Source organism: Campylobacter sp. P0109 (assembly GCF_002138755.1).
Taxonomy (GTDB): domain Bacteria; phylum Campylobacterota; class Campylobacteria; order Campylobacterales; family Campylobacteraceae; genus Campylobacter; species Campylobacter devanensis.
Map to the genome: position 1 here is coordinate 99,888 of NZ_MJKK01000002.1, position 24,224 is coordinate 124,111.

The 24,224-nt window shown below is 32.5% G+C and carries 21 protein-coding genes and 1 pseudogene; 15 read left to right on the top strand and 7 right to left on the bottom strand.

Annotated elements, in window-relative coordinates; genetic code table 11:
* Positions 1-789: a flagellar basal-body rod protein FlgG gene (gene flgG / locus CIGNP109_RS03160; RefSeq protein ID WP_086228175.1), complete on the top strand. Its 789-nt coding sequence runs from the start codon at positions 1-3 to the stop codon at positions 787-789.
* Positions 790-832: 43 nt separating this feature from the next.
* Here the strand turns inward: flgG and CIGNP109_RS03165 are convergent, their stop codons facing one another.
* The 3 genes and pseudogenes from CIGNP109_RS03165 to CIGNP109_RS03175 all read right to left on the bottom strand — a co-directional run bounded on the left by CIGNP109_RS03165 (position 833) and on the right by CIGNP109_RS03175 (position 4,608).
* Positions 833-1,996 carry a hypothetical protein gene (locus tag CIGNP109_RS03165; protein ID WP_086228176.1) on the bottom strand — a complete coding sequence of 388 codons (1,164 nt, stop codon included), beginning with the start codon at positions 1,994-1,996 and terminating at the stop codon, positions 833-835.
* 16 nt (positions 1,997-2,012) lie between these two features.
* The gene (locus CIGNP109_RS03170) at positions 2,013-3,098 is read right to left on the bottom strand and encodes a hypothetical protein (RefSeq protein ID WP_086228177.1); all 1,086 of its coding nucleotides are present in this window, start codon (positions 3,096-3,098) and stop codon (positions 2,013-2,015) included.
* 9 nt (positions 3,099-3,107) lie between these two features.
* Positions 3,108-4,608: pseudogene (locus CIGNP109_RS03175) on the bottom strand (MBOAT family O-acyltransferase).
* A 139-nt stretch (positions 4,609-4,747) separates the two neighbouring features.
* Here CIGNP109_RS03175 and CIGNP109_RS03180 point away from each other — a divergent pair.
* A complete protein-coding gene (locus CIGNP109_RS03180; protein ID WP_086228264.1) occupies positions 4,748-5,719 on the top strand; it encodes an agmatine deiminase family protein in 972 nt (323 codons plus the stop codon).
* Complete coding sequence (locus CIGNP109_RS03185; protein WP_086228178.1) at positions 5,719-6,585, top strand: carbon-nitrogen hydrolase; 867 nt, start codon at positions 5,719-5,721, stop codon at positions 6,583-6,585. Before CIGNP109_RS03180 ends, CIGNP109_RS03185 begins: the two co-directional genes overlap by 1 nt.
* On the opposite strand, the gene CIGNP109_RS03190 is transcribed toward CIGNP109_RS03185, so the two are convergent.
* Positions 6,575-7,171 carry a M48 family metallopeptidase gene (locus CIGNP109_RS03190; RefSeq protein ID WP_180380007.1) on the bottom strand — a complete coding sequence of 199 codons (597 nt, stop codon included), beginning with the start codon at positions 7,169-7,171 and terminating at the stop codon, positions 6,575-6,577. The genes CIGNP109_RS03185 and CIGNP109_RS03190 overlap by 11 nt on opposite strands.
* Positions 7,172-7,369: 198 nt before the next feature.
* On the opposite strand from CIGNP109_RS03190, the gene CIGNP109_RS03195 reads away from it, so the two are divergent.
* Genes CIGNP109_RS03195 through CIGNP109_RS03225 form a run of 7 tightly spaced genes read left to right on the top strand, consistent with a single transcriptional unit; the run spans position 7,370 to position 14,849 of the window.
* Positions 7,370-8,665 carry an MFS transporter gene (locus CIGNP109_RS03195; RefSeq protein ID WP_086228180.1) on the top strand — a complete coding sequence of 432 codons (1,296 nt, stop codon included), beginning with the start codon at positions 7,370-7,372 and terminating at the stop codon, positions 8,663-8,665.
* A gap of 8 nt (positions 8,666-8,673) precedes the next feature.
* Positions 8,674-10,602, top strand: coding sequence for a ribosomal protection-like ABC-F family protein (gene abc-f, locus CIGNP109_RS03200; RefSeq protein ID WP_086228181.1), 1,929 nt, complete (start codon positions 8,674-8,676; stop codon positions 10,600-10,602).
* Positions 10,603-10,611: 9 nt separating this feature from the next.
* Entirely contained in the window at positions 10,612-11,991 is a 1,380-nt protein-coding gene (locus tag CIGNP109_RS03205; protein ID WP_086228182.1) for a sodium-dependent transporter, read from the top strand.
* A gap of 6 nt (positions 11,992-11,997) precedes the next feature.
* Positions 11,998-13,194 carry a M48 family metallopeptidase gene (locus CIGNP109_RS03210; RefSeq protein WP_086228183.1) on the top strand — a complete coding sequence of 399 codons (1,197 nt, stop codon included), beginning with the start codon at positions 11,998-12,000 and terminating at the stop codon, positions 13,192-13,194.
* Positions 13,181-13,972, top strand: coding sequence for a peptide chain release factor N(5)-glutamine methyltransferase (gene prmC, locus CIGNP109_RS03215; RefSeq protein WP_086228184.1), 792 nt, complete (start codon positions 13,181-13,183; stop codon positions 13,970-13,972). The genes CIGNP109_RS03210 and prmC overlap by 14 nt, the downstream gene beginning before the upstream one ends.
* Positions 13,972-14,445, top strand: coding sequence for a DUF4149 domain-containing protein (locus tag CIGNP109_RS03220; protein WP_086228185.1), 474 nt, complete (start codon positions 13,972-13,974; stop codon positions 14,443-14,445). Before prmC ends, CIGNP109_RS03220 begins: the two co-directional genes overlap by 1 nt.
* Positions 14,445-14,849, top strand: a complete 405-nt coding sequence (locus tag CIGNP109_RS03225; protein WP_086228186.1) for a YbgC/FadM family acyl-CoA thioesterase — start codon at positions 14,445-14,447, stop codon at positions 14,847-14,849. The genes CIGNP109_RS03220 and CIGNP109_RS03225 overlap by 1 nt, the downstream gene beginning before the upstream one ends.
* 29 nt (positions 14,850-14,878) lie before the next feature.
* Here the strand turns inward: CIGNP109_RS03225 and CIGNP109_RS03230 are convergent, their stop codons facing one another.
* The 3 genes from CIGNP109_RS03230 to CIGNP109_RS03240 are packed head-to-tail and all read right to left on the bottom strand — an operon-like array spanning position 14,879 to position 17,134.
* Positions 14,879-16,015, bottom strand: a complete 1,137-nt coding sequence (locus CIGNP109_RS03230) for a hypothetical protein (protein WP_086228187.1) — start codon at positions 16,013-16,015, stop codon at positions 14,879-14,881.
* Complete coding sequence (locus tag CIGNP109_RS03235) at positions 16,012-16,632, bottom strand: uracil-DNA glycosylase family protein (RefSeq protein WP_086228188.1); 621 nt, start codon at positions 16,630-16,632, stop codon at positions 16,012-16,014. Before CIGNP109_RS03235 ends, CIGNP109_RS03230 begins: the two co-directional genes overlap by 4 nt.
* 19 nt (positions 16,633-16,651) lie before the next feature.
* Entirely contained in the window at positions 16,652-17,134 is a 483-nt protein-coding gene (locus CIGNP109_RS03240; RefSeq protein WP_086228189.1) for a GNAT family N-acetyltransferase, read from the bottom strand.
* Positions 17,135-17,465: 331 nt separating this feature from the next.
* On the opposite strand from CIGNP109_RS03240, the gene purD reads away from it, so the two are divergent.
* From purD to CIGNP109_RS03265, 5 genes are read left to right on the top strand one after another with little or no spacing between them, the layout of a single operon-like run.
* Positions 17,466-18,710: a phosphoribosylamine--glycine ligase gene (purD, locus tag CIGNP109_RS03245; RefSeq protein WP_086228190.1), complete on the top strand. Its 1,245-nt coding sequence runs from the start codon at positions 17,466-17,468 to the stop codon at positions 18,708-18,710.
* Complete coding sequence (locus CIGNP109_RS03250) at positions 18,710-19,168, top strand: RDD family protein (protein ID WP_086224764.1); 459 nt, start codon at positions 18,710-18,712, stop codon at positions 19,166-19,168. Before purD ends, CIGNP109_RS03250 begins: the two co-directional genes overlap by 1 nt.
* Positions 19,158-21,341, top strand: coding sequence for an LPS-assembly protein LptD (locus CIGNP109_RS03255; protein ID WP_086228191.1), 2,184 nt, complete (start codon positions 19,158-19,160; stop codon positions 21,339-21,341). The genes CIGNP109_RS03250 and CIGNP109_RS03255 overlap by 11 nt, the downstream gene beginning before the upstream one ends.
* The gene (locus CIGNP109_RS03260) at positions 21,338-22,033 is read left to right on the top strand and encodes a phosphoribosyltransferase family protein (RefSeq protein ID WP_086224762.1); all 696 of its coding nucleotides are present in this window, start codon (positions 21,338-21,340) and stop codon (positions 22,031-22,033) included. The genes CIGNP109_RS03255 and CIGNP109_RS03260 overlap by 4 nt, the downstream gene beginning before the upstream one ends.
* Positions 22,034-24,214, top strand: coding sequence for a polyribonucleotide nucleotidyltransferase (locus CIGNP109_RS03265; protein WP_086228192.1), 2,181 nt, complete (start codon positions 22,034-22,036; stop codon positions 24,212-24,214).
* The last annotated feature ends 10 nt before the right edge of the window (positions 24,215-24,224 follow it).

The following is a 24,224-nucleotide window of genomic DNA, read 5'->3' on the forward strand; positions in this document are numbered from 1 at the left end:
ATGATAAGATCACTATATACAGCAGCTACAGGTATGATAGCACAACAAACACAAATAGATACAACTTCGCACAATATCTCAAATGTCAATACTATAGGCTTTAAGAAAAATAGAGCCGAATTTGCTGATTTAATGTATCAAACTATGCAATACGCAGGCACACCGACAAGCGCTACTACAATGAGTCCTACAGGTATGGAAGTAGGTCTTGGCGTGCGTCCGACTGCTATTACAAAGATGTTTGGGCAAGGATATTTCAAAGAGACAGGAAACGCACTTGATATGACAATTGCCGGTAATGGATTTTTCCAAGTCCAACTCCCAGATGGTACTACAGCATATACAAGAAATGGCTCATTTAAGCTTGATGGCGATGGAAATATAGTAAATAGCGATGGTTATAGACTACTTCCTGAGATGACTATTCCAGCTGATGCTACTGAAATTTCAATAGGAACTGATGGAACTATATCAGTACTTCAACCAGGCAATGAAGAGATGACACAGATCGGTCAAATAGAGTTAGCTAACTTTATAAACCCAGCTGGACTTCACGCTATGGGGGATAATCTATTTTTAGAAACTGCAGCGAGCGGAGCACCAAATATCGGTAATGGCGGTACTGATGGCTTCGGTCAGATCAAGCAACACTTTGTAGAGATGAGTAATGTCCAATTAGTAGAAGAGATGACTGATCTTATCACAGGCCAAAGAGCTTATGAAGCCAACTCAAAAGCTATCACAACAAGTGATGAAATGCTCCAAACCGTAAATCAGCTAAAACGATAATTTAAATAATTAAATTTGATATAGCCCTATTTATGGGCTATATTTACTGCTTTATCTGCTCTATCTCTATATTTTCTAAAGCTTTGATAAATGGCTTTATATCATAGGATTTGATCTTTTGCTCCAGTGTTGCTAGATATTTATCTATATTTTGTGGAGTTAGGATATTTGTTTGATTTTTTATAGCGTCGAGCTGGATTGAATTCAAATCTTTGTTATAATGTGGCAAGTCTCTATAATTAGCAATATCATCAGCATAATCTAATTCATCAAATCCATATACTTTGACATTTTTATAACTACTACTTTGAGTGATAAAATATCTTAAAGATTTCTCCCAAGTATAAAAAAACTTGGAATTATCATTATATATTGTTTCTATATTTTGCATACGATAAAATAATCTTGAATATGTTGGGATGATGATCGAAAATTTAGTATCTGGATAATCTCTAAAAAATCTAATTAGATATTTGTGTAGGTAATCTTGTTGGGGTGAGATATCCCTTATATCTTCTTTTTCAATATTTTTTATATTGCCATTTTTGATATCTATTAGTGTTTGCTTGATCGTACCATTATCTTTATTTTTTATCCAGTTATCAAATCCACCAAATAGTTCTTTATATTCTTTATACCAGTTAGTGATTTGATAGATATCATCTATTGTGCCTACACATCCTTTATCATCTGAAAATTTAAGAGCACAAATCATAAATTTAGAATTTCTATATAATTTTATATCATTATATGGGTTATTATCGTATAGAAAATCCCAATCCAAAGTGCTATTGCTTAGTCTATTTACCATATTTACCATATAATATCCATCAAGAGAGTATATAATATGTTTTGGATTTTGATTTTGAAAGATATAATCTAAAACCATAGCTCTTTGGTTAAAAGTGCTACCGCTAAGCGATATATTTATCCATCTGCCATCGCTGTTAAGCTTGTTTGTAGCCTCTTTGGAGTCTGTGTTTTCTAGCATTGAGGTGCCTATTATATATGAGTCAAATTTATAATGTTTTATAATCCCTAAAGCTTGTTTTCTCATATCTTTAAAGAATGTAACTTCTCTAAAGTATGGCTTATGAAATATCTGAAATGGGTCATAAATATATATTAACCCAAAAACTATAACTACAAAAGGCAGTGGATATAATAAAGAAATAAATATAAATCTTTTTGCATTCTTATCTGACATGTTAAAACCTTGTTTATTATAAATTTTTTATCATATCAACAAATGGCTTTATATCATATGATTTGATCTTTTGCTCTACTTTATCAAAATATAATTGTGCGTTATCAAGGGTTAAAATATGAGTTTTATCTTTAATAGCGTTAAGCTCTATGCTATTCATATCTCGGGCGTAATGAACCGTATCTCCGGCGTAATTAGCGATCTCATCAGGATAATCCAAATCATCAAAAGCATAAATTGTAGCATTATCTAAATCCTTAATCTGTTCAAGTAGATATAATATCACCTTTTTACGCTCCATAAAAGCTTCTGGAAAAACTTTAAAATGAAATCTAGAGTATGGTGGGAGTATTAGGTAAAATTTGGTTTGCGGATTATCTTTAATAAAAGGTATTGTGTATTTGGCGATAAACTGCTCTTGCTTTGTTGTATCAAATAATTTTTCATCAAATATTATTGGCTTTAGATTGAAAAGATCAAATTTTTTTAGCTCATCTGGATTGTATTTTATCCAATTAGCAAATCCGCCCAATCTTTGTTGTTGTTTTTCTTCTCTATACCATTGTAAAAGAGTTTCAATATCAGGCTTACCAATGCATTTCTCATTTTTACTAAGTGTTAAAATACAGATTAGAAATCTATCATTTAAGTATGCTTCTAAATCATTTAATTTTGAGTCATCATAAAGGAGTTTAAAATCTATCTTCCCTCGCATCTCATCGCTAAATGCGTCTAAAGAGTAGATTATATTTTTAGGTTTTTTATGCTTAAATAAAAAATTTAATATAATCGCTCTTTCTGCTATGCTGCTTGCTGCTGGAGATATATTGACAAAATTTCCGCCAATTTTTTGATTTGCTTCTTTTGCGGAGGTATTTTGTAGCATAGAGGTACCAAGAATATATGAATCATAATCATAATGCTCTATAATCCCCTTAGCTCCGATACGCATCTCTCCAAAAAATCGTGGCTTATCAAAAAAGCTCTTATGAAATATTTGAAGTGGATCATAGATATATATTAAGCTCAATAAAATAGTACCAAGAGCTATAGGGGTAATGATAGTGGCTATTATAAATTTTTTCGCATTTTTATCTGACATGTTAAAACCTTAAAAATTAAAATATATAAACTCTACATATGGAGTTATGCTAAGTGTGATGAGTGCTATATATAGCAACAATCCAGCGAAAATTGCGTTTTTCAAATTTGGCTTAAATGAATTTAGCATCTCAATGCTATTTTTGCACATTAGAGTTATGATTAGTGCGATGATAAGATATATTATAGTATCATTTCTACCGCCAATTTGCTCTAAAATAAAAGGAAATCTAAGCCTTTGTGGTAGTTCTATCCAGACAACCCCAAACATTCCTTTAAGTAAATTTAAAGCCCCATCTAAGTTTTGACTTCTGAAAAATATCCAAGTGATATTTAAAAAATTAAATGTTATAAACCAGCAAAAAATTTTATAGATTTTTGAATTTGCGTATCTTAATGAGATATCAAAATATAGATAAATTCTATGAATCATCATAGCAACGCCATGAAGCGCACCCCAAATCACAAATCCCCATCCAGCACCATGCCAAATTCCGCTTAAAAACGCCACAATAAAGAGATTTCTAAGGGTTAAAATCTTGCCAAATCTATTGCCACCAAGTGGAATATATAGATAATCTTTTAAGAATCTACCTAAGGTTATGTGCCATCTACGCCAAAATTCGGTTATGCTTAATGATTTATATGGTGAGTTGAAATTTATAGGCAAGATGATACCAAACATCAGCCCAAGTCCAATAGCCATATCACAATACCCACTAAAATCAAAATAGAGTTGAAAAGTATATGAAAGCGATGTTACCCATGACTCTATGATATTTAAAATTCCGCCATTTTCTACATAGCTAAATCCAGCATTAGCCCACTTCGCAAAGCTATCTGCGATAAATACCTTTTTAAATAGTCCAATACTAAAGATAAATAGCCCTTTGGCTATGGATTGATATTGAGTAGGGATAGTCTCATTAGCTTTAAATTGTGGCATCATCTCTTTGTGATGGACTATTGGTCCGGCGATTAATTGCGGAAAGAAGCTGATAAATAGGCAATAATCTATAAAATCTATCTTTTTACCATGCTCCCTTAGGTCATTGATATCTACATTTTTATAGCAATCAGTTAAAAATGCGATCTGCTGAAAAGTGAAAAATGATATAGCCAAAGGCAAAACTATATGTGGCAAGGGGATATTGAAATTTAAATTTAAAATTTGGTTAAAGAGATTGAAATTTTCTAAGAAAAAATCTGTATATTTAAAAAACCCAAGTAAGCTAAGATTAAGGATAATTCCAATGATTAAAAGGCTCTTACCCCCCCCCCAATTTGGCTAATTTAATAGATAAAATTCTACTAGCGATAAGGTAATTTATCAAAATCGACCCAACCAAAATAGGCAGATACAAAACATTCCAAAAAGCATAGAAAAATAGACTTCCAAGGACTAAAAATATATTAGAAGCCCTATGATAATTAAGGTATTTTAATAGATAAAATCCAACTATCATAACAGGCAAAAAGCCAAATATAAAAGCATAAGAGCTAAAAACCATAAATCTCCTTTTGTAAAAATAGCCCAAAATAATAGCAAAAAATTGCTAAATTTAATCTATAGTTTATTGGATTTTAAAATTTTTTTTGTTATTCTTTTGGGATTTAATTAAAGGTATTTTGATGGCAAATTTAGGTAAGATTAGAGCCTTTGGAGAGTGGGAAGACCAAGAGCTTTTGATGCTTAGCATTCCACATATTAATAGCGATTGGGCTGAGTATTTAGATGAAATTTTAGATAGCTATGAAGAGTTAGTAAGGGTGGTTAGTAATTACCAAAAAGTGCTATTGATCGCCCCAAATTCAGGTGATTTTGATAGGTTTAAGAAGTATAAAAATTGCGAATTTTTACAAATCGATACCGATGATACTTGGATTAGAGATTATGGTGCGATAGATGTGAATTTAGGTGATGAGATTATCAGCTATGATTTTAAATTCAACGCTTGGGGCGGTAAGTTTAAAAGTAGCAAAGATGATGCAGTAAATAAGAAATTATTTGAGCATTTTGGAACTAAATTAAAAGAGATTAATTTGATTTTAGAAGGTGGAAGTATAGATTTTAATGGTGATGGAGTAATGCTTACAACCACTGAGTGCTTATTAAATAATAATAGAAATAGACTTAGTAAAGATGAGCTTGAGATAAAGCTAAAAGATCTGTTTGGTTTAAATAAGATAGTTTGGTTAAATCATGGATTTATAAAAGGCGATGATACCGATAGTCATATAGATACTCTAGCTAGATTTATATCCCCAAATACCATAGCTTACGCAGCTTGTGATGATGAGAGTGATGAGCATTATGAAGAATTAAATTTAATGAAGCAAGAGCTTGAAGCAGCTGGGTTTAATCTTGTAGCTCTACCATTGCCAAAACCTGTAATTTATGAAGGCAAAAGACTTGGCGCTACATATTGCAATTTTATATTTATAAATAATGCTGTAATTGTACCAACTTATGCAGATAAGGTGGCTGATGAATATGCTATAAATGCTCTTAAAAGTGCTTTGCCAAATAGAGATATAATAGGTGTAGATAGTAGAGTCTTTATCAGACAAAATGGTAGCCTACACTGCTCAAGCCAAAATAGATTTAAAAGGATAAAATAGTGAAAGTAGCATTAATCGCACATAGATATTACGGGGACAAAGATAGCACAATTAAGCATACTACACAGATGATTCAAAAAGCCGCCAAAGATGGAGCGCAGCTAGTCGTGCTTCAAGAGCTTCATCAAGGGGCGTATTTTTGTCAAGATGAGAGCGTGGGTAAATTTGATCTAGCAAATGATTATGAAAAAGATAAAATTTATTGGTCTAATGTAGCTAAGGATAATAAGGTAGTGCTGGTAACTTCGCTATTTGAGAAGAGAGCTGAGGGCTTATATCACAATACTTCAGTTGTCTTTGATAGCGATGGAAAAGAGGCTGGCAAATATAGAAAGATGCATATCCCTGATGATCCAAATTTTTATGAGAAATTCTATTTTACCCCAGGTGATTTGGGTTTTAGGCCTATTGATACGAGTTTAGGTAGGCTTGGGGTTTTAGTTTGTTGGGATCAGTGGTATCCAGAAGCGGCTAGATTGATGGCTTTAAGCGGGGCTAAAATTTTGATATATCCAACGGCAATTGGATGGTTTGATGGAGACGATGAAGTGACTAAATCAGCTCAATTAGAAGCTTGGGTAGCAGTCCAAAGGGGGCATGCTGTAGCCAATAATCTACCTGTTATCGCTGTTAATCGTGTAGGATTTGAGAGCGATGAGTGCGGTGGTGGGATTAGATTTTGGGGGAATAGCTTTGTTTTTGATGCTCAAGGCGTGGAGCTATTTAGAGCCAATTCCACAGATGAAATCGTCCAAATAGTAGATATAGATATGAAAAAATGCGAAGAAGTTAGGCGATGGTGGCCGTTTCTAAGAGATAGAAGAGTCGAGTCTTACGGCGATATAACAAAAAGATTTATAGATTGAGCCTATCTTTGAAATCAGGCATTAAAGAGTAGATAAAATCATAAAACTCCTTTTGGTGGTGCGCATAGATGAGGTGAGCTAATTCATGAAGCACCACATATTCTATAAATCTCTTATCTTTTTGGATTAGCTGGGTGCTGAAATTTAAATACCCTTTTTTACTATTACAACTCCCCCACCTTGTGTTCATCTTTTTGATTCTTATGGCATTTATAGGTCTATTTATTTTAGGATTATATATATTTATATACTGGTTTATTAGATCTTTTAATATGCTATTTGCGTAGTTTATAAAAGTTTGAATATCTGGTGTAATTATTTGATTATCAATAATTTTAAAATCTGGTGAAATTTGAATTTGATAGCTTTTACCTAGAAATTTTATGGAGTTTGGGTCTGTTTTTGGGATTTTTGATAGGGTTTTTTCTATCCATTTAGTATGAGATGAGATAAAGCTTTCTATCTGAAATTTGCTTGCACTGAGTGGAGCTACTAGCTTAATATCGCCAGTTTTAGTAATCTTTAAGCGTAGATATTTTACCCGTTTTTTGCTATATTCTATTTTAAAACCCTCATACTCTATCAAGCTAATTCCTTAAGATTAAATTTCAAGATTTTATCTGAATTATTGCTATATTTATTAAAAAATATTCAAAATTTAAGTTTTAAATTTAAATATTTTTTAAATAAATAGTATTTGATTTAGTATTTGATTTTATTATTAAACTCTATTTTAGTAATGCTTTTGTATAATACTAGATTTAATTTTTAAATAAGGAATAAGATGGCTAGATCATTTAGTAGATCAGACATTAGAATTTTGGGGCTTTCATCTCTTGGTGGAATGCTTGAGTTTTATGATTTTATTATCTTTGTATTTTTTGCTTCTTATATATCATTGCTATTTTTTCCGGCTGATTTAGATCCATTTTGGGCTATTTTTAATACATATGGCACCTTTGCTGCTGGATATTTAGCTAGGCCGATTGGTGGGGTGATTATGGCACATTTTGGGGATAAAAATGGCCGTAAAAATATGTTTATGCTTTCTATTTTGCTTATGGTTATTCCTACATTTTTATTAGGTATTATGCCAACATTTGAAAGTATTGGATATTTAGCACCAATTATTTTAGTTATTATTAGAATTTTACAAGGTATTGCAATTGGCGGAGAGCTTCCTGGAGCGTGGGTATTTGTTAGTGAGCATGCACCTCGTGGAAAGCTATATACTAGCATAAGCATTCTAACAGCAGCAGTTGTAGCTGGTATATTGCTTGGTAGTTTTGTTACTATGATTGTTAAAGATATTTGGAATGATAATGAGATTAGAGATGGGATGTGGAGATTACCATTTATTTTAGGTGGATTTTTCGGGCTTATATCTATATATCTTAGGCGATATTTGAGCGAAACGCCAGTATTTAAAGAGATGCAAGAGAGAAATGAGCTTGATAAAATTCCTTTAAAATCTATATTTAAATTTCATAAAATTGATAGTATAACATCTATGCTTATCACTTGGGTTTTAACTGGATGTATTGTTGTTCTTATACTTTTAATGCCAAATTTTATGCCTAAGGCATTTAACGCTGATGGAGTTGAGTTAGGGCGTCTTACAACTATATATATGCAGATGGGTGCTATAGTTCTTTTATGTTTTGGTTGTTTTATTTATGGTAGATTAAGTGATAAATATGGTATTGCTAAAACTACTTTAGTATTGGCTTTATTATTTTCAATTAGTGTTTATGCCTATTTTGATGCGCTTTATAGTGGGGCGAGTTTTGAGATGGTTCTAGGGCTTTATTTGCTTAGTGGCTTACTGGCTTGTGTTGGTCCATGTGGAGCGCCATTTTTAATGATTGCAATATTTCCTAATAAACTTAGATTTAGTGGGATTTCATTTGCTTACAATATTGCTTATGCTATAGCTGGTGGTGTTACTACTCCATTTGCTACTGCTATGGTATTTAAATTTGACCCTATGTATTTGGCGTATTATATGGTAGTTCTTGGCTTTATAGCTGCTGGTTGTAGTATATGGTTTATGCTTAGACGCAAAGATCTTAACATATAGGAATTGATATGGCTCTTATTGATCTTATAGAAGTTAGTAAAAAATTTGGCGATAAAATTATTTTAAATGAGACGAATTTCAGTGTAAATGAAAAAGAAAGAATCGCCATAATAGGTAAAAATGGTGGCGGTAAGAGTACATTAATGAAGATCTTGCGTGGAGAGTGCGAGATTGATAGCGGTAGAGTGATAAGGCAAAACTCAATAAGTATTGAGATGTTAGCTCAATCACCTAAATTTAATGATAATTTAAGCGTAAAAGATGCATTAAATTATGAATTAAAAGAGATATTTGATGCTAGAGATGAGTATGAGAAAGTTTTAGCTAAAATAAGCAATGAGCATGATAATCATGAATTACTCCACCTCCAAGATGAGCTTGTTAAATTTATTGAGTCTAAAGATGGTTGGAATATAGAAAATAAAATTGAGAGAATTTTAGATAGTTTTGGCCTTAGAGAGTATGAAAATAGGCTTGTAAATAGCTTAAGTGGTGGGGAAATTCGCAGGGTTGCCTTGGGTGCTTTGATTCTTAAAAAGCCAGATGTGCTTTTACTTGATGAGCCGACCAATCACCTTGATGTATATATGGTAAGATTCCTTGAAGAGTTGCTTTTAACTTCTAATCAAACAATTGTATTTATTAGTCACGATAGATATTTTATCGATAGACTTGCTACTCGTTCAGTTGAGATTGAAGATGGAGCATTAAGAAGTTTTGATGGAGGATATGCTAATTATCTAACCAAAAAAGAGGAAATTCTAAGAAGCTTAGCTAAATCTCACGAGACACTAATAAAAAATTTAAAAAGCGAAGAAGAGTGGTTAAGACGCGGTGTAAAAGCAAGGCTAAAACGCAATGAAGGTAGAAAACAAAGAATCTTAGCTATGCGTGAAGAGGCTAAGAAAAATCCAGGATTAATTAGAAGAGTTAAACTAGAGCTAGAAAGAGCTAGTAAGAGTTTTAATGGTGGTGGATTAAATCAAAATCGCAAAAAGATGCTATTTGAGTGTAAAAATTTATCTAAAACTATAGATAATAAGGTACTTTTTAGCGATTTTAACGCTAGGGTTTTACAAGGTGAGCGCATAGGAATAGTAGGTAGAAATGGTAGCGGTAAATCTACTATGCTAAAGATATTGCTAGGAGAGCTAAGCCCAGATAGTGGTGTAATCAATCGTGGCGATATCAAAATTGGCTATTTTGATCAAAGCAGAAAGAGTATTAGCGATGATAAGTCCTTAATTGAGCTATTTTGCCCTAATGGTGGCGATCATATAATGGTTCGCGGAAGAAATTATCATGTGTATGGATATCTTAAAAATTTCTTATTTCCAAAGGAGTTTTTAGACAAACCTGTGGGCGTACTAAGTGGTGGAGAAAAAAATCGCCTAGCTCTAGCTCTTCTTTTTACTAAAGAATATGATTGTTTAATTTTAGATGAGCCAACAAATGATCTTGATATCGCTACTATTAATATATTAGAGGAGTATCTGCTTAGCTTTGAAGGAGCGATATTAATAGTAAGCCATGATAGGTATTTTATAGATAAGATTACTAATAAGCTTTGGGCGTATGAAAATGGCAAAATCGAGCAAATTTATATGGAGTATAGTGAATACTTAGATATAGAAGAGGAGCTAAATCAGCTAAGTGATATAGAATCAGAGCTAGGTCAAAACATAGAAACTAAAGAGAAACAAAAAACATCTAAGGTTAAACTAACCTATAAGCAAAATCAAATTCTACAAAATCACCCAGCACTAATAGAAGCTTTAGAGAGTAGAATAAGTGAATTGAATCACGCTCTTTCAACCCCAGAAATTTACCAAAAAATAGGCTTACAAACTTTATTTGAAGAGCTTGAAGAGAAAAAGGGTGAATTGAATTTGCTAGAAAATGAGTATTTTGAGGTGCTTGAGCTTTCTCAAAATTAAGGGATATCAATGGTAGAAAATAGACAAACTTGGAGTTCTAGACTTACATATATTTTAGCTGTTGCGGGTGCTACTATCGGCTTTGGCGCTACTTGGCGTTTTCCATATTTAGTAGGCCAAAATGGCGGTGGTGCTTATGTTCTTATATTTTGTATAGCGATGATTGTTATTGGTATTCCAATGATTTTAGCTGAAAATGCTATAGGTAGAAGACTACATATCAACTCAGTAGATGCATTTGGTGGTTATGCAAATGGTAAAAAAGTAAATCCATTGTGGAAAATTGTCGGATGGATGGGGATTTGTGGTGCCTTTGGTATTATGGCGTATTATATGGTAATTGGCGGTTGGGTGTTAGATTATATATATAATATTATTGTTGGTGGATTTGATATTTCACAGCCAATTAGTGCTGCTGTAACAGCTGAGTTTTATGAGACAAATATTATTAATTCGCCACTTGCTATTGGTATTATGACGGCTATTTTTGTGCTTATTAATTATATTATATTAGTAAAAGGCGCAGTAGATGGAATAGAAAAGGCCGCTAAATATCTAATGCCATTACTATTTATATTGATGCTAGCTATGGTTACTAGGAATGTCACACTTGATGGAGCTATTGAAGGTATTAAATTCTATCTTACGCCTGATTTTAGTAAAATAACTATGAAGCTATTTATCGATGTTTTAGGTCAAGTTTTCTTTGCATTATCGCTTGGATTTGGGGTTATGATTACACTTTCTAGTTTTTTAAGAAAAGATGAAGATCTTATAAAAACCTCAGTAATTACCGGGGTTGTAAATACCGTAATTGCTGTAGTAGCTGGATTTATGATATTTCCATCTTTATTTACTTTTGGAATTTCTCCTGATAGTGGACCAAGTTTGGTATTTAAGAGCTTACCAATAGTATTTTCTAATATGTTTGCTGGTCAGATTATGGCTATTGCGTTTTTTGGGCTACTTATGATTGCGGCACTTACTACTTCGTTGCCAATTTATGAGGTTATTATTACTGTTTTAGAAGAAAAATTTAAAATTAAACGCCATAATGCTATTGTGTTAGTACTTAGTGTAATTTTTGTAGTTGGCAATATCCCTTCTTTGATGGCGACAAATATCCTATCAGATATTACAATTTTTGGTAAAAATATATTTGATGCTTATGATGCTATTAGTGCTACTATATTTTTTGTGCTAACTTCTTTGTTTTGTGCGATTTTTGTTGGTTGGGTGCTAAAAGATGAGGCTAAAGCTGAGATAATGTATGGAACGAAAAGCTCAAAAACTATTGTAAATATGTGGTTTTATTATGTTAAATTTGTAATTCCATTTATAATCTTAGTTGTATTTATTAGTAGTTTTTATAATAATTTTTTAAAGTGAGTTTTTATGCTTGAAATTTTAATTACTTTGTATGCTTTATTTACAATTTATAGAGTGGTTTTAAGTATCTTACAGATAAATTACATTAAAAGATGTAAAGAACCAGTAGTATTGCCTGAGACAGAATTTCATAATGCCGCAATCGTAGCAATACAAAAGCAAAAATTTGAGATAATTCATAATATTTTTCTATTTATTACTGTAGCTATATGGAGCGTATGGGGCGCTAGTGCTTTGGCTTCTAGCCTTAGTGGTATAGAGATGGTTATAGTAAGAGATGCTTTGCTTGTTGCTTTATTTTTAGTCATTGGGGCAGTAATTAACCTACCTTTTGAGATATATAGTAAATTTGTAATGGATAAGAAATTTGGCTTTTGCAATAGCACAGTTGGGCTTTTTGCTATGGATTTTATTAAAACTATAATAATGATTTTTGTATTTGGGTTTGGAGTTTCATGGATTTTATTAAATTGCTATGAGTTTTTAGGGCAGAGCTGGTGGATATGGGCTTTTGCGATTAGTTTTGGATTAATTTTGTTAGTAAATTTGATATATCCGACAATTATTGCTCCAATATTTAATAAGATTACTCCATTGCAAAATGATGAGTTAAATTTAGCTATAAATAATCTATTAAACTCATGTGGATTTAAAAGTAGTGGTATATATAGTATGGATGCTAGTAAAAGAGATAATAGATTAAATGCTTATTTTGGTGGGCTTGGAGCGACTAAGAGAGTAGTATTATTTGATACATTAATAAACAAACTTGATAAAAATGAGATTATAGCAGTTCTTGGCCATGAGCTTGGTCACTTCAAACATAAAGATATAGTTAAGAATATAGTTTTAATGAGTGTAGTTTTATTTGGTTTTTTTGCAATTTTTGGAAATATTCCAGTTAATATTTATACCGCACTTGGATTAGAACAAAGTGGTGGCGGATTGTTTATCTTTTTCTTGCTATACTCTTCACTTTTTATGGTGGTTGTAGAGCCTTTAATATCGACATTTTCTAGGTCGCATGAATTTGGCGCTGATGAATTTGGCGCTAATAAAACTAATAAAGAGTATATGATATCAGCTCTTAAAAAACTTGGTAAAGAAAATAAATCTTTTCCACTTTCTCATCCATTTTATAGTTTTGTATATCATTCACATCCAACCCTATTTGAGAGGCTAAAGCGTCTTGAGAATTTGTGATGGTTTGAACTTAGCCAAGGAATTTGGTAATCGTTTTGCGTACTTATTAATGGAGTTTCATTTAAAAAAAAGTAGAGAGTGGATATTTTTACATTTAAATGATGAGTTGGCTAAAAAAGATAAATTTATAGAATTATTAGATAGATATAAACATGGAGAGCCATTAGAGTATATTTTTGGTTATTGTGAGTTTATGGGAAGAGATTTTGAGGTAGGGCAGGGGGTTTTAATCCCAAGATTTGAGACTGAGATTTTGATAGAAAAAGCCCTAGAGATAGCTAGTAAATTTAATACACCAAGGATTGCTGAGATTGGTGTTGGGAGTGGAATTATTAGTATATCTTTAGCCTTAGAGCTTAAAAATGCTAAAATAATTGCTACTGATATTAGTCTAGATGCACTCAAGTATGCTAAGATAAATAAAGAGAAATTTCAAGTCGATATAGAGCTAATAGAGTCAAATTATCTTGATAAAGTTAATGGTGATTTTGATATTATTATCTCTAATCCGCCATATATTGCAGCCAATTATCCGCTGGATAAATGGGTTTTAAGTGAGCCAAAAACAGCATTAATAGGTGGTCAAATTGGTGATGAGATATTAAAAGATATTATTAATCTAGCAAAATCTAGAGCTAAATATTTAATTTGCGAAATGGGCTATGATCAAAGAGAATCTATGAAAAATTATCTTGATAAGCTTGATTTTCAAAGTGAGTTTTATACCGATTTAGCTGGATTAGATCGTGGGTTTGTAGCTTATAATAAAGGAAAATAATGGTTAAATTTAGAAGTTTTTATCTACTTTTGCTTGGTATTTGTATTGGTGCTGAGCTTGCTATTGGGATATTTATGGCGCCTGTGATATTTTATCCATCACAATATATTGGCGAAGGAGTTTTGAGCCACTATCAAAGCGGTCAATTAATGACACAGGTATTTTTAAAATATAATGTGATGTTGATATTTATCTCATCGCTAATTTTTCTTTTTGAGATTATTAATTTGAAAAATAGCGAGAGTTTTAATTATAAAATTAGTGCATTTTTCTTAGCACTTATTATAACTCTTTTGGCTATGGCATTTGTGTTTTACTTTACTCCATATATTCTTGATGCGCAAAAAATAGGAGCTGAAGCGACTGCTACGGCTGAATTTGCTAGTATGCATAAAGCTAGTGAATTTGTGATGAAAGCAATGATCTTGGCTCAAGTGGCGCTATTTTTCATTAGGGTGCGTAAGGAGAGTTAATGGGATTAAAGGTTAGAATTTATTACGAAGATACAGATAGTGGTGGGATAGTATATCATAGCAATTATATTAAATTTTGTGAGCGTGCTAGAAGTGAGATAGTATTTGCTTCTGGAATTGAATTTAATGATAGTCGCCACTTTGTAGTTACAAAGCTTGAAGCACACTATTTAAAACCTGCTGTTTTAGGAGATATATTAGATGTTCAAACCAAGCTTGTCAAGGTTGGCAGTGTAAGTTTAACCATAGCTCAAGATATATATAAAGTAGCAAACATTAAAGGAGAGTGTGAGCGTGAATTGATATTTCGTGCAAAGGTTATAGTAGGGTTTATTAGCGATGGAAAGCTCTCTAGACTTGAGCCAGAATTTGCTAGAGTTTTTGGCCAGTTAAATGAACATTAAAGCTAAGTAATAGGATTTACCTATTACTATTACTCATCAAAATAAAATCCATAATTTCCAGCACGCATAATATCTATTTTGTATTGGACTTGATTGTTTTGAATGCTCTCTTTGAAGATGGCTTTTTGGCTCTTGTCGATGTAGTTTAAATATATAAAATCCATCCCAATCATTGTAGAGTAAGCCACCCAATCATAATCAAGCTTTTCTCCTAAAATAGCACTAAGTGTCTCTAGTTGGCTATCAGGAGTCATTATGGAGTTAGCAATATACATATTTTTACGATCACCACTTTGAGTAAGGCTGATTAAAGCGCTATTATAGTTAAGCTGAGTTGAGAGCAGTATGTGAGGTGTAAGCTCAAATACTCTAAATTGCGAACTAAGTAGTGCACTTTTAATTAATGGAGTATTTAAAAATATAGAGCTATTTTTAACTTTATAATTATTTTTTAAGAAATTTAGCTTTATATCACTACCTTCTATATTCTTAATATATGGTTCATTTGTGTTATTAGCAACTAGATTATTTAGCATATCTGAGACTCTACTACCATCGCCAAATGCGGTTATTTTATGATTGGCTTTTGTTAATAGCTTTTGAATTTGTGCTTCATAATCAATGCCACCAAAGAATAAATTTGATCTTGGGTTTGAAATATTTTTGATATTGATTGTTGGAATGTAAAATATTAAATCATCATAATCATCGCTATTTACAATCTCTAAGCCGTTTGTTGTTAGTGGAGCAATAAGATATTTAAATCCAGCATTTTTTGCTCTGTTTATAGCTAAATTTAGATTTTCTGCACTCTCATCACCGCTATAAAATATCTCAATATGCGAACCAACATCACGTTTGAAAATATATGCAAAAACTGAATCACTTACTACTACAGAGTAGCTTTTTATTACATCTTGAGGAATTATTAGGGCAACTTTTATATCTTTGCGGCCAATCTCAATCTCTGGAATGGTTGCAAGCTTTTTAATACTAGCATAGTAGCTCTTAAAAGGTTCGCTCATAGTTAGCGGAGTGTAGATAAATTGGATAAAATCAACCCCACGAGATAACTCTTTTAAGCACTCTTTATCACATCTAGATTGCGAATTTGCCTGTATGACTGCTATAAAAATCATAAAAAATGAAATAATTAAATTTTTCATAAATATCCTTTTATTTTTTTTAAATCTGCTATAAACTCATTAGCTTTACTAGGATTTTTGTCTATCCAAGCGTTATCAAAAGTCGGCATATAAAGTGAATTTTTAAGTCTATAAATGCCACCTCTATGGCTCTCAAATGAGCTATTTTTAGCTAGTTCTTTAAAACAATTTAATCCAAAGCTTACAATAAATTTAGGTTTAATGATTGCAAGTTCTTGGTTAAAAAACTTTGTACAAATATCATTATAATACCAATTATTCTGCTTATTAATACATTTTAAAATATATGTAAAATATATCTCATTTGCGTTAAGTCCAGCTAAATTTAAATATCGCAAAAGCGAATCATCAGGAGTACAAAGACCATTTTTATCGCTTCTAACATTTGGACTATCAAGCACAAAAACTACACCACTACTAATATTTCCACTACCAATGACTGCGTTAGTTCGGCTTTTGCATAGCTGGCAAAGATTACAGCTTTTTATTTGTCTATTTAATAGCTTTAAAGAGTTAAACTCAGATATTTTATGTGGTAAAATCTCATCAAAGCTAACAAATTTAAAACCCATTGCACGCAATATCTCAAGCTTGTAAATGGTATAATTTTTATCCATTATACTACCAAAAAGCTATTTAATCTTTAATAAAATTTGCTAAATTTTCTAACTCTTTACCATCGAGTCTAAGATGAAAAAACTCATCTCTATTTTTAGCGCCAAGTTTATAATAAAACTCTAAACTTGGTTCATTCCAAGTCAAACATTCCCACTCTAGTCGCCCCAATCCTTCATCAATGCATTTTTTAGCAAGAATAGCTAAAAATTGTTTACCAATACCATTGCCACGGAATTTAGGCTGAACATATAAATCCTCTAAATATATCCCCGCACGCCCAAGAAAGCTAGAGAAGGTATAAAAATATATAGCATATCCTATGATTTTTTCGCTATGTTGGCAAACTAAAATGTGAGCGTATTTTTTTTCAAAAATAGAATTTTGAAATAATTCATCACTAAATTTTATCCTATCGCTCATCTTTTCATATTCAGCTAGTTCTTTAACAAGATTAATTATATCTTTGATATCATCTTTTTTGGCGGGTCTAATTTTATACATTTTCTACCTTAAATTTTAAAATTTATGCTAGATTATAGCAATTTGGAGCTGAATTTGAAAAAAATTTGATTTAAAATCCAATAAACTATCTAAAATTTAAGTCAAATTTGATATAATTTCCCTGCCTGGATGACTCGATAGCATTTTTATGAAGGTCCAACAAATTAGTATTAGCGAAGATGTGCAGAGTGGTGTGATGTGACTTTGCTTGATGCCTAACGGTTTAGAAGCTGCGACCTAAAGCTGCTGCCTATTTGCAAGATTGGCTTTATATTAGGGCCGATTCTACTATGCACCGACCATCTGGGTATTTTAAATTTATAGGAATTATATGAATATTCTCATTATTGGAAGTGGCGGTAGAGAGTACGCCATTGGACTTAGATTAACTCAAGATAGCCAAACACATAATCTTTTTTTCTCGCCAGGTAATGGAGCAACTGCAAATTTGGGTCAAAATGTAGATATTAAAGATTTTAATGATCTTGCTAAATTCGCACTTGAAAATAAAATAGAACTTACTATAGTTGGTCCTGAAAATGCTTTAAGCGATGGTGTGGTTGATATTTTTAAAGCTAATAATTTAACTATTTTTGGTCCATCGCGTGCTGCTGCAAGATTAGAGAGTTCAAAAGCATATATGAAGGAATTTTTAGCCAAAAATAGCATAAGAACAGCAAGGTTTATAAATACTAATAATTATGATGAAGCAGCTGAATTTATTGATACCTTAGGCGATATAGTTGTAGTAAAAGCAGATGGGTTATGCGCTGGAAAGGGTGTAATAATTGCTAAGAGCAAAGATGAGGCTAAGACTGCTGTAAAAGATATGTTAAGCGGGGAAAGCTTTGGTGCAGCTGGTAAGAGAGTTGTAGTAGAAGAGTTTTTAGATGGATTTGAGCTTAGTTTTTTTGCTATTTGCGATGGAAATAACTTCGTCTCACTTCCAGTAGCACAAGATCATAAAAGATTGCTAAGCGGCGATGAAGGGCCAAATACTGGTGGAATGGGTGCTTATGCACCAAGCCCATTAGCCAATGAAGAGCTAATAAAAAGAGTAGAAAAAGAGGTAGTAGAACCGACACTTAAAGGAATGCAAGCTGAGAATGCGCCATTTTGCGGGGTATTATTTGTAGGATTAATGGTGGTAAATGATGTGCCATATGTGCTTGAATTTAATGTTAGATTTGGCGATCCGGAGTGTGAGGTTTTAATGCCATTAATTCGTGGTGAACTAGGTGAGATTTTGCACGGTGCAGCACTTGGAAAATTAAGTAAATTTGAACTAGAAAATGAGATTGCTGTAGGCGTGGTGCTAGCTAGTAAAGATTATCCATATAAAAGCAGTCCAGCAGCTAAAATAAGCGTAGAAAATATTCCACAAAACTCGCATATAGCATATGCTGGAGTGTCGTTAGAAGGCGGTAAATTATATGCGACAGGTGGTAGAGTACTAGTAGCTGTAGGTAAAGGAACGAGTGTAAAAGAGGCTAGAGATAGAGCTTATGAACTAGCTAAAAATATTCAATTTGATGGTATGCAATACCGTGATGATATCGGATATCAGGCGCTTTAATGAGAGAGAGCTTAGAAGAGAAATTATATAGAGAAAATATTACTATTGCAAGCATAAATAAGAGAGCTCTAGCTTATGCTATCGATGATGTTATCATATCTGTGCTATTTATGTTAATTTATTGGGATTATATCGCTAGAGCCAGTGATATTGGCGTTGAGGCTACATTAGCTGCGATATCAAATTTATTTTGGCAAATTGCGCTTATGAAAGTGGCGTATCATACATTTTTTATCTGGTACTATGCTGCAACCCCTGGTAAAATGTTATGCAAGCTTGTTTGTATAGATACTGTAATGCTATCTAGACCTAGCCTTAGTAGTAGCTTTTTAAGAGCTTGTATGAGGCTTTTGAGCGAGACGCTATTTTATATTGGATTTTTGTGGGCGCTTGGTAATTCTCAGCGGCAAACATGGCAAGATAAATTAGCCAAGACTGTAGTTTGTAATGCGTATTAGATTACTAGCATTTGCTGGGCTTTTATGTGGCGAGCTTTTGGCCAATATAGAAAATGTCGAATTTTTAGCTAGTGATGTGCAAAAAGATGGCGATATAATCAGTGCTAGTGGTAATGTTTTGTTATATTCACAAAACTACTTAGCTAGTGCTGATAGTGCAAAGTATGACCAAAAAAGTAATATTATAGAGCTATTTGGTAACGTAAATTTAATGCGTGGTGAGTATGAAGCCAGTCGCTCAGAATATGCTAGAATTAATCTTGCAACTAATGAAATGAGCTTTGATAGAAGCTTTGCAATTGACAAGAAAAAAGAGATTTGGCTTCAAAGTAATGAGAGTTGTAGTTCTGATGAGATGCTAAGTGTTAAAAATGCTATTGTATCTAGTTGTAATGTTAGCGATCCAGATTGGCATATAGGATTTAGTAGCGGTGAATTAAATAAACAAAGCAAATTTTTACATCTTTACAATCCTGTATTTTATGTTAAAAACACCCCTGTGATGTATCTACCATATTTTGGTTTTAGCACTGATAAGACTAGAAGAACTGGACTTTTAACTCCACAGTTGTCATATAGTGGAGATGAAGGACTGGTGTATTTACAGCCAATTTATGTGGCTGAGTATAATGAATGGGATTTAGAATTTGACCCGCAAATCCGTACAAATAGAGGGGTTGGGCTATATTCAACTTTTAGATTTGCTGATTCACCGTACTCTAATGGATATATTCGTTCTGGAATATTTAATGAGAGAAGTGAGTATAAAAATCGTGAGAATTTAAAAAATAAACAGCATCGTGGAATTGAGTTAGGCTATGATAGAGATAGATTAATTAGTTATTTAATTGATGGTGATTTTAAAGAGGGCTTGTGGCTTGAATTTGTAAATCTAAATGATATTGATTATTTAAATTTACGTGGTAGAGATGGATCTAGTCATGCCTCACTAGTAGAATCTAGATTAAATTATTTTATTGCTACAGATAATCACTATCTAGGTACATATACTAAATACTATATTGATACGGCAAAAATCGGTACAAAATATGGTAATGATGATACGCTTCAAGAGCTACCAAAGGTGCAATATCATAGCTTTTTTAATACCTTTATAGTGCCAAATTTGACTTATTCATTTGATGTTAAATATCATAATTACACTAGAGAAATTGGCGTAAGTGCTAATCAATATGAGATTGATATTCCTTTGGGATTACAGTTTGGATTATTTGATGATTATGTAAATTTATATATTAGTGAGAATTTATATGCTTCACATGTTGATTATAACAGAGCAAAGTACTATGATGGCAATGATTTTTACAATAATCATTATGATGATATAATTAACCATTATCATAGAATCTTGTTAGAAAATGATATGTCAAGGGCATTTAGCAGCTTTTATCATACTATAAATTTTAAATTTGATTATATTAAACCAGGGTATAATAATGGTGATATCAACGAAAAGCTATTAAAGTATTATATGATAAAAGATGGCGCAACCTATGATCCAAATAATCTAGCACTATTTGAAGATAACTTTATCGATAGAGTTTCAAATAGCTTTACAACTGAGCGAATAACATTTGATGGAACTCAATTTTTTTACGATGTTAATGGCCAAAAAGCGCTAAGACACAGCGTAAAAGAGAGCTATGATTTTGATAGAGATGAGTTTGAGAGCTTTGAGAATCGAATAAATCTATATTATGGTAATTTTGATTTTGGTAATAAAATAGAATATTCGCACTTAGACCATGATATCGCAAAGATTCAAACCGGTATATCATATAGCGGAACTAAAATTGCTACTAGAATCTGGCATACATATGATAAAAACTTTTATGATGGCGACGCATATGATAAGGAGAGCTATCTAAGTGGCAATGCAAGTTTAAAACTTCCATATAATTATGAGATATTTGCAGGTGTGGATTATGATCTGCAAAGGGATTATACTAAAATGTGGCAAGGCGGTATCCACTATAAAAGAAAATGCTGGGATTATAGCTTAATTTATAAAGAAGATATCGAACCTAAAAATACTAGCGCTGGATTAGAGTCTAAAAAAAGCCAGGGCGTGTATCTATATTTTAGCTTCTATCCATTAGGGGATGTGGGATATGATTTTTCCATTGAACAAGATAATAAGGCCACAAATTGATAAGCCCAAATGATCTTAAATTTCAAGATGAACTAGATGCAGCAAGTAAATTGTTAGATGTATTGCCACATAATGAGCTAATATCTGGCGATTTTGTCGTAGTTTGTTCATCTTTAGATAGTGTTGTTTTGGCTAATGCTATTGCTAATGAGCTAGATCTTAGTTATGAGCTGTTTTTTAGTGAGCGACTTTATGCACCAAATAATCCTGAGTGTGAAATTGCTATAGTTAGCGAGACTGAGGAGATTGTTTATAACAGTGAATTGGTTAATGCTTTTGATATAAGCTTAGATTTTATTTATGGTGAAGCACACCGTAAATATGAGGAAAAAATTTTAAAAAATGTTTATAAATATCGTAAAGGTAAGCTTTTAGAAAATCTTCAAGGTAGAAATATTTTATTAGTTGATTTAGGATGTCAAACGGGTATTACAGCACTTGTATGCATTAAATCGTTAATAAATTTAAATGTAAAATCTATAACATATGGCACTCCACTTATAGCAGCTGATATATTATCATACTTTAATACCTTGGTTGATAGTTTATATTATGCTAAAAAGATAAGCAATTTTGTGGATGTAGATTTTTATTACAATTCTAGAGTTGCAGTAGAGTCGGCTATGTCTATTTTAGAAGATAGTCCGCACTATTTACCACTACAAAAAATACAAAAATCAAAGGAGATATAAATGCAGTGCAGTATAGAAGTAAATAATCAAATTCAAATTTTTGATCTAAATAAGGTTGCTAAACAAGCTAGCGGAGCAGTGCTTTTAAGGGTAAAAAATACCGTAGTACTAGCTACAATAGCAAGAGAAGATACTCAAGTTGAAGAGGATTTTTTGCCTTTGACTGTTCAGTATTTAGAAAAACAATATGCAGCTGGTAGAATCCCAGGCGGGTATGTAAAGCGTGAGACAAAGCCAGGGGATTTTGAAACTCTTACTAGTCGTATAATAGATAGAAGTCTTCGTCCGTTATTTCCAAAAGGCTATGCCTATCCTACTCAAATAGTAGTTATGGTATTAAGTGCTGATCCTGAGGTGGATTTACAAGTTGTAGGATTAAATGCTGCAAGTGTGGCTTTGTATTTAAGTGATATTCCAGTTGAGCGTCCAGTGTGTGGGGTGAGAGTTGGACATATTGATGGTGAGTTTGTATTAAATCCTAGTAATTCAGAGCTTAAAAAATCCACACTTGATCTATATGTAGCTGGGGTTAAAGATGAGCTTTTGATGATTGAGATGAGAAGTTTGCCGACACTAACTAATGATATAACCTCTATGATAGCGATGGATCCAGTAGTGGATATGGGTCTATGTAGTGAGTTTATTCAAAAGCAATCAATGAATGAATTTGATGAATCTAAGATGCTTGAAGCGATTAAATTTGCTAATGAAGCTATCATAAATGGCTCTAATGCCTATGAAGAGGCCTTTAAAGATTATAAAAAACCAGCAGCAAATTTAGAGTATAAAAGCGAGATAGAAAATAACGATATCGCAATTTATATAGATGAGTTTTATAAAACTGAAGTTAAAAACGCTATAAATCAGATGGCAAAAAGTGAAAGAGCAAGTGAATTAGTTAAAATAGCTAATCAAATTGCCCTTAGCGATACAGCTATAAGCGAAGGCTGGGATAAGAATTTAATACTAAATATATTAGGTAAATATAAGAAGAAAATCGTAAGAGAACAGATAATAAATGAATCAAAAAGAGCTGATGGTAGAGGGCTTAAAGATGTTCGTCCAATTAGTATCGAGACAAATATATTACCAAATGCACATGGTAGTTGTCTATTTACAAGAGGGCAAACACAAGCTTTAGTAGTAGCAACTTTAGGGACTGATAGTGACGCACAAATGAGCGAGATATTAACAGAAAAGGGCGTTGTAGCAGAGAAATTTATGTTTAATTATAATTTTCCAGGCTTTAGCGTAGGTGAGGCTAGTTCTATTAAGGCTCCAGGTCGTAGAGAACTAGGTCATGGTAATTTAGCCAAAAGAGCCTTGTATCCAAGCGTAGATTTAGATAGTCCATATTCTATTAGATTAGTAAGCGAAATTTTAGAGAGCAACGGATCGAGTTCTATGGCTAGTGTATGCGGTGGTTCTTTAGCGCTTAGAGCCGCTGGAGTACAAAGTTGCAAGCTAGTAGCAGGTGTGGCTATGGGGCTTGTATTTGAAGGTGATAAGCATGCTGTATTAACTGATATTATGGGGTTAGAAGATCATGATGGCGATATGGACTTTAAGGTAGCAGGTAGCAAAGATGGTATAACTGCACTTCAAATGGATATAAAACTTGGCGGCATTAGTCATGAAGTTTTAAAAGAGGCTTTATTGCAAGCCAAAGAGGCTAGAGAGCATATCTTAGCCATTATGGAAAAAGCCAGTGACGATATAGTTATAAATGAAGAGATATTGCCAAAATTAGAGCTATTTAGCGTAGATCCATCAAAGATTGTTGATATCATCGGTCAAGCTGGAAAAACTATCAAAGAGATAATTGAGAAATTTGATGTAAGCATCGATTTAGATAGAGAAAAGGGCGAGGTTAAAGTAGCTGGTTCGCAAAAAGGCAAGGTTGAAGCAGCCAAAGAGTATATAATCCAAATCACACAAAAAGATCTAAAAATAAGAGGTGGTAAAAAAGAGGTTAAAAATATAGATAATTTTAAAATTGGAGAGGAATTTGATGGAGAGATTAAAAAGATAGCTACTTTTGGTGCTTTTGTCTCATTAAGAGATGGGGTAGATGGTCTTCTTCATATCTCAAAAATTAAATCACCTATTAAAGAAGGTGATCGCATTAAAGTAAAAGTAAGCGAGATAAAAGCTGGTAAAATCTCGCTAGATTTAATTTAAAAGGGGTGCT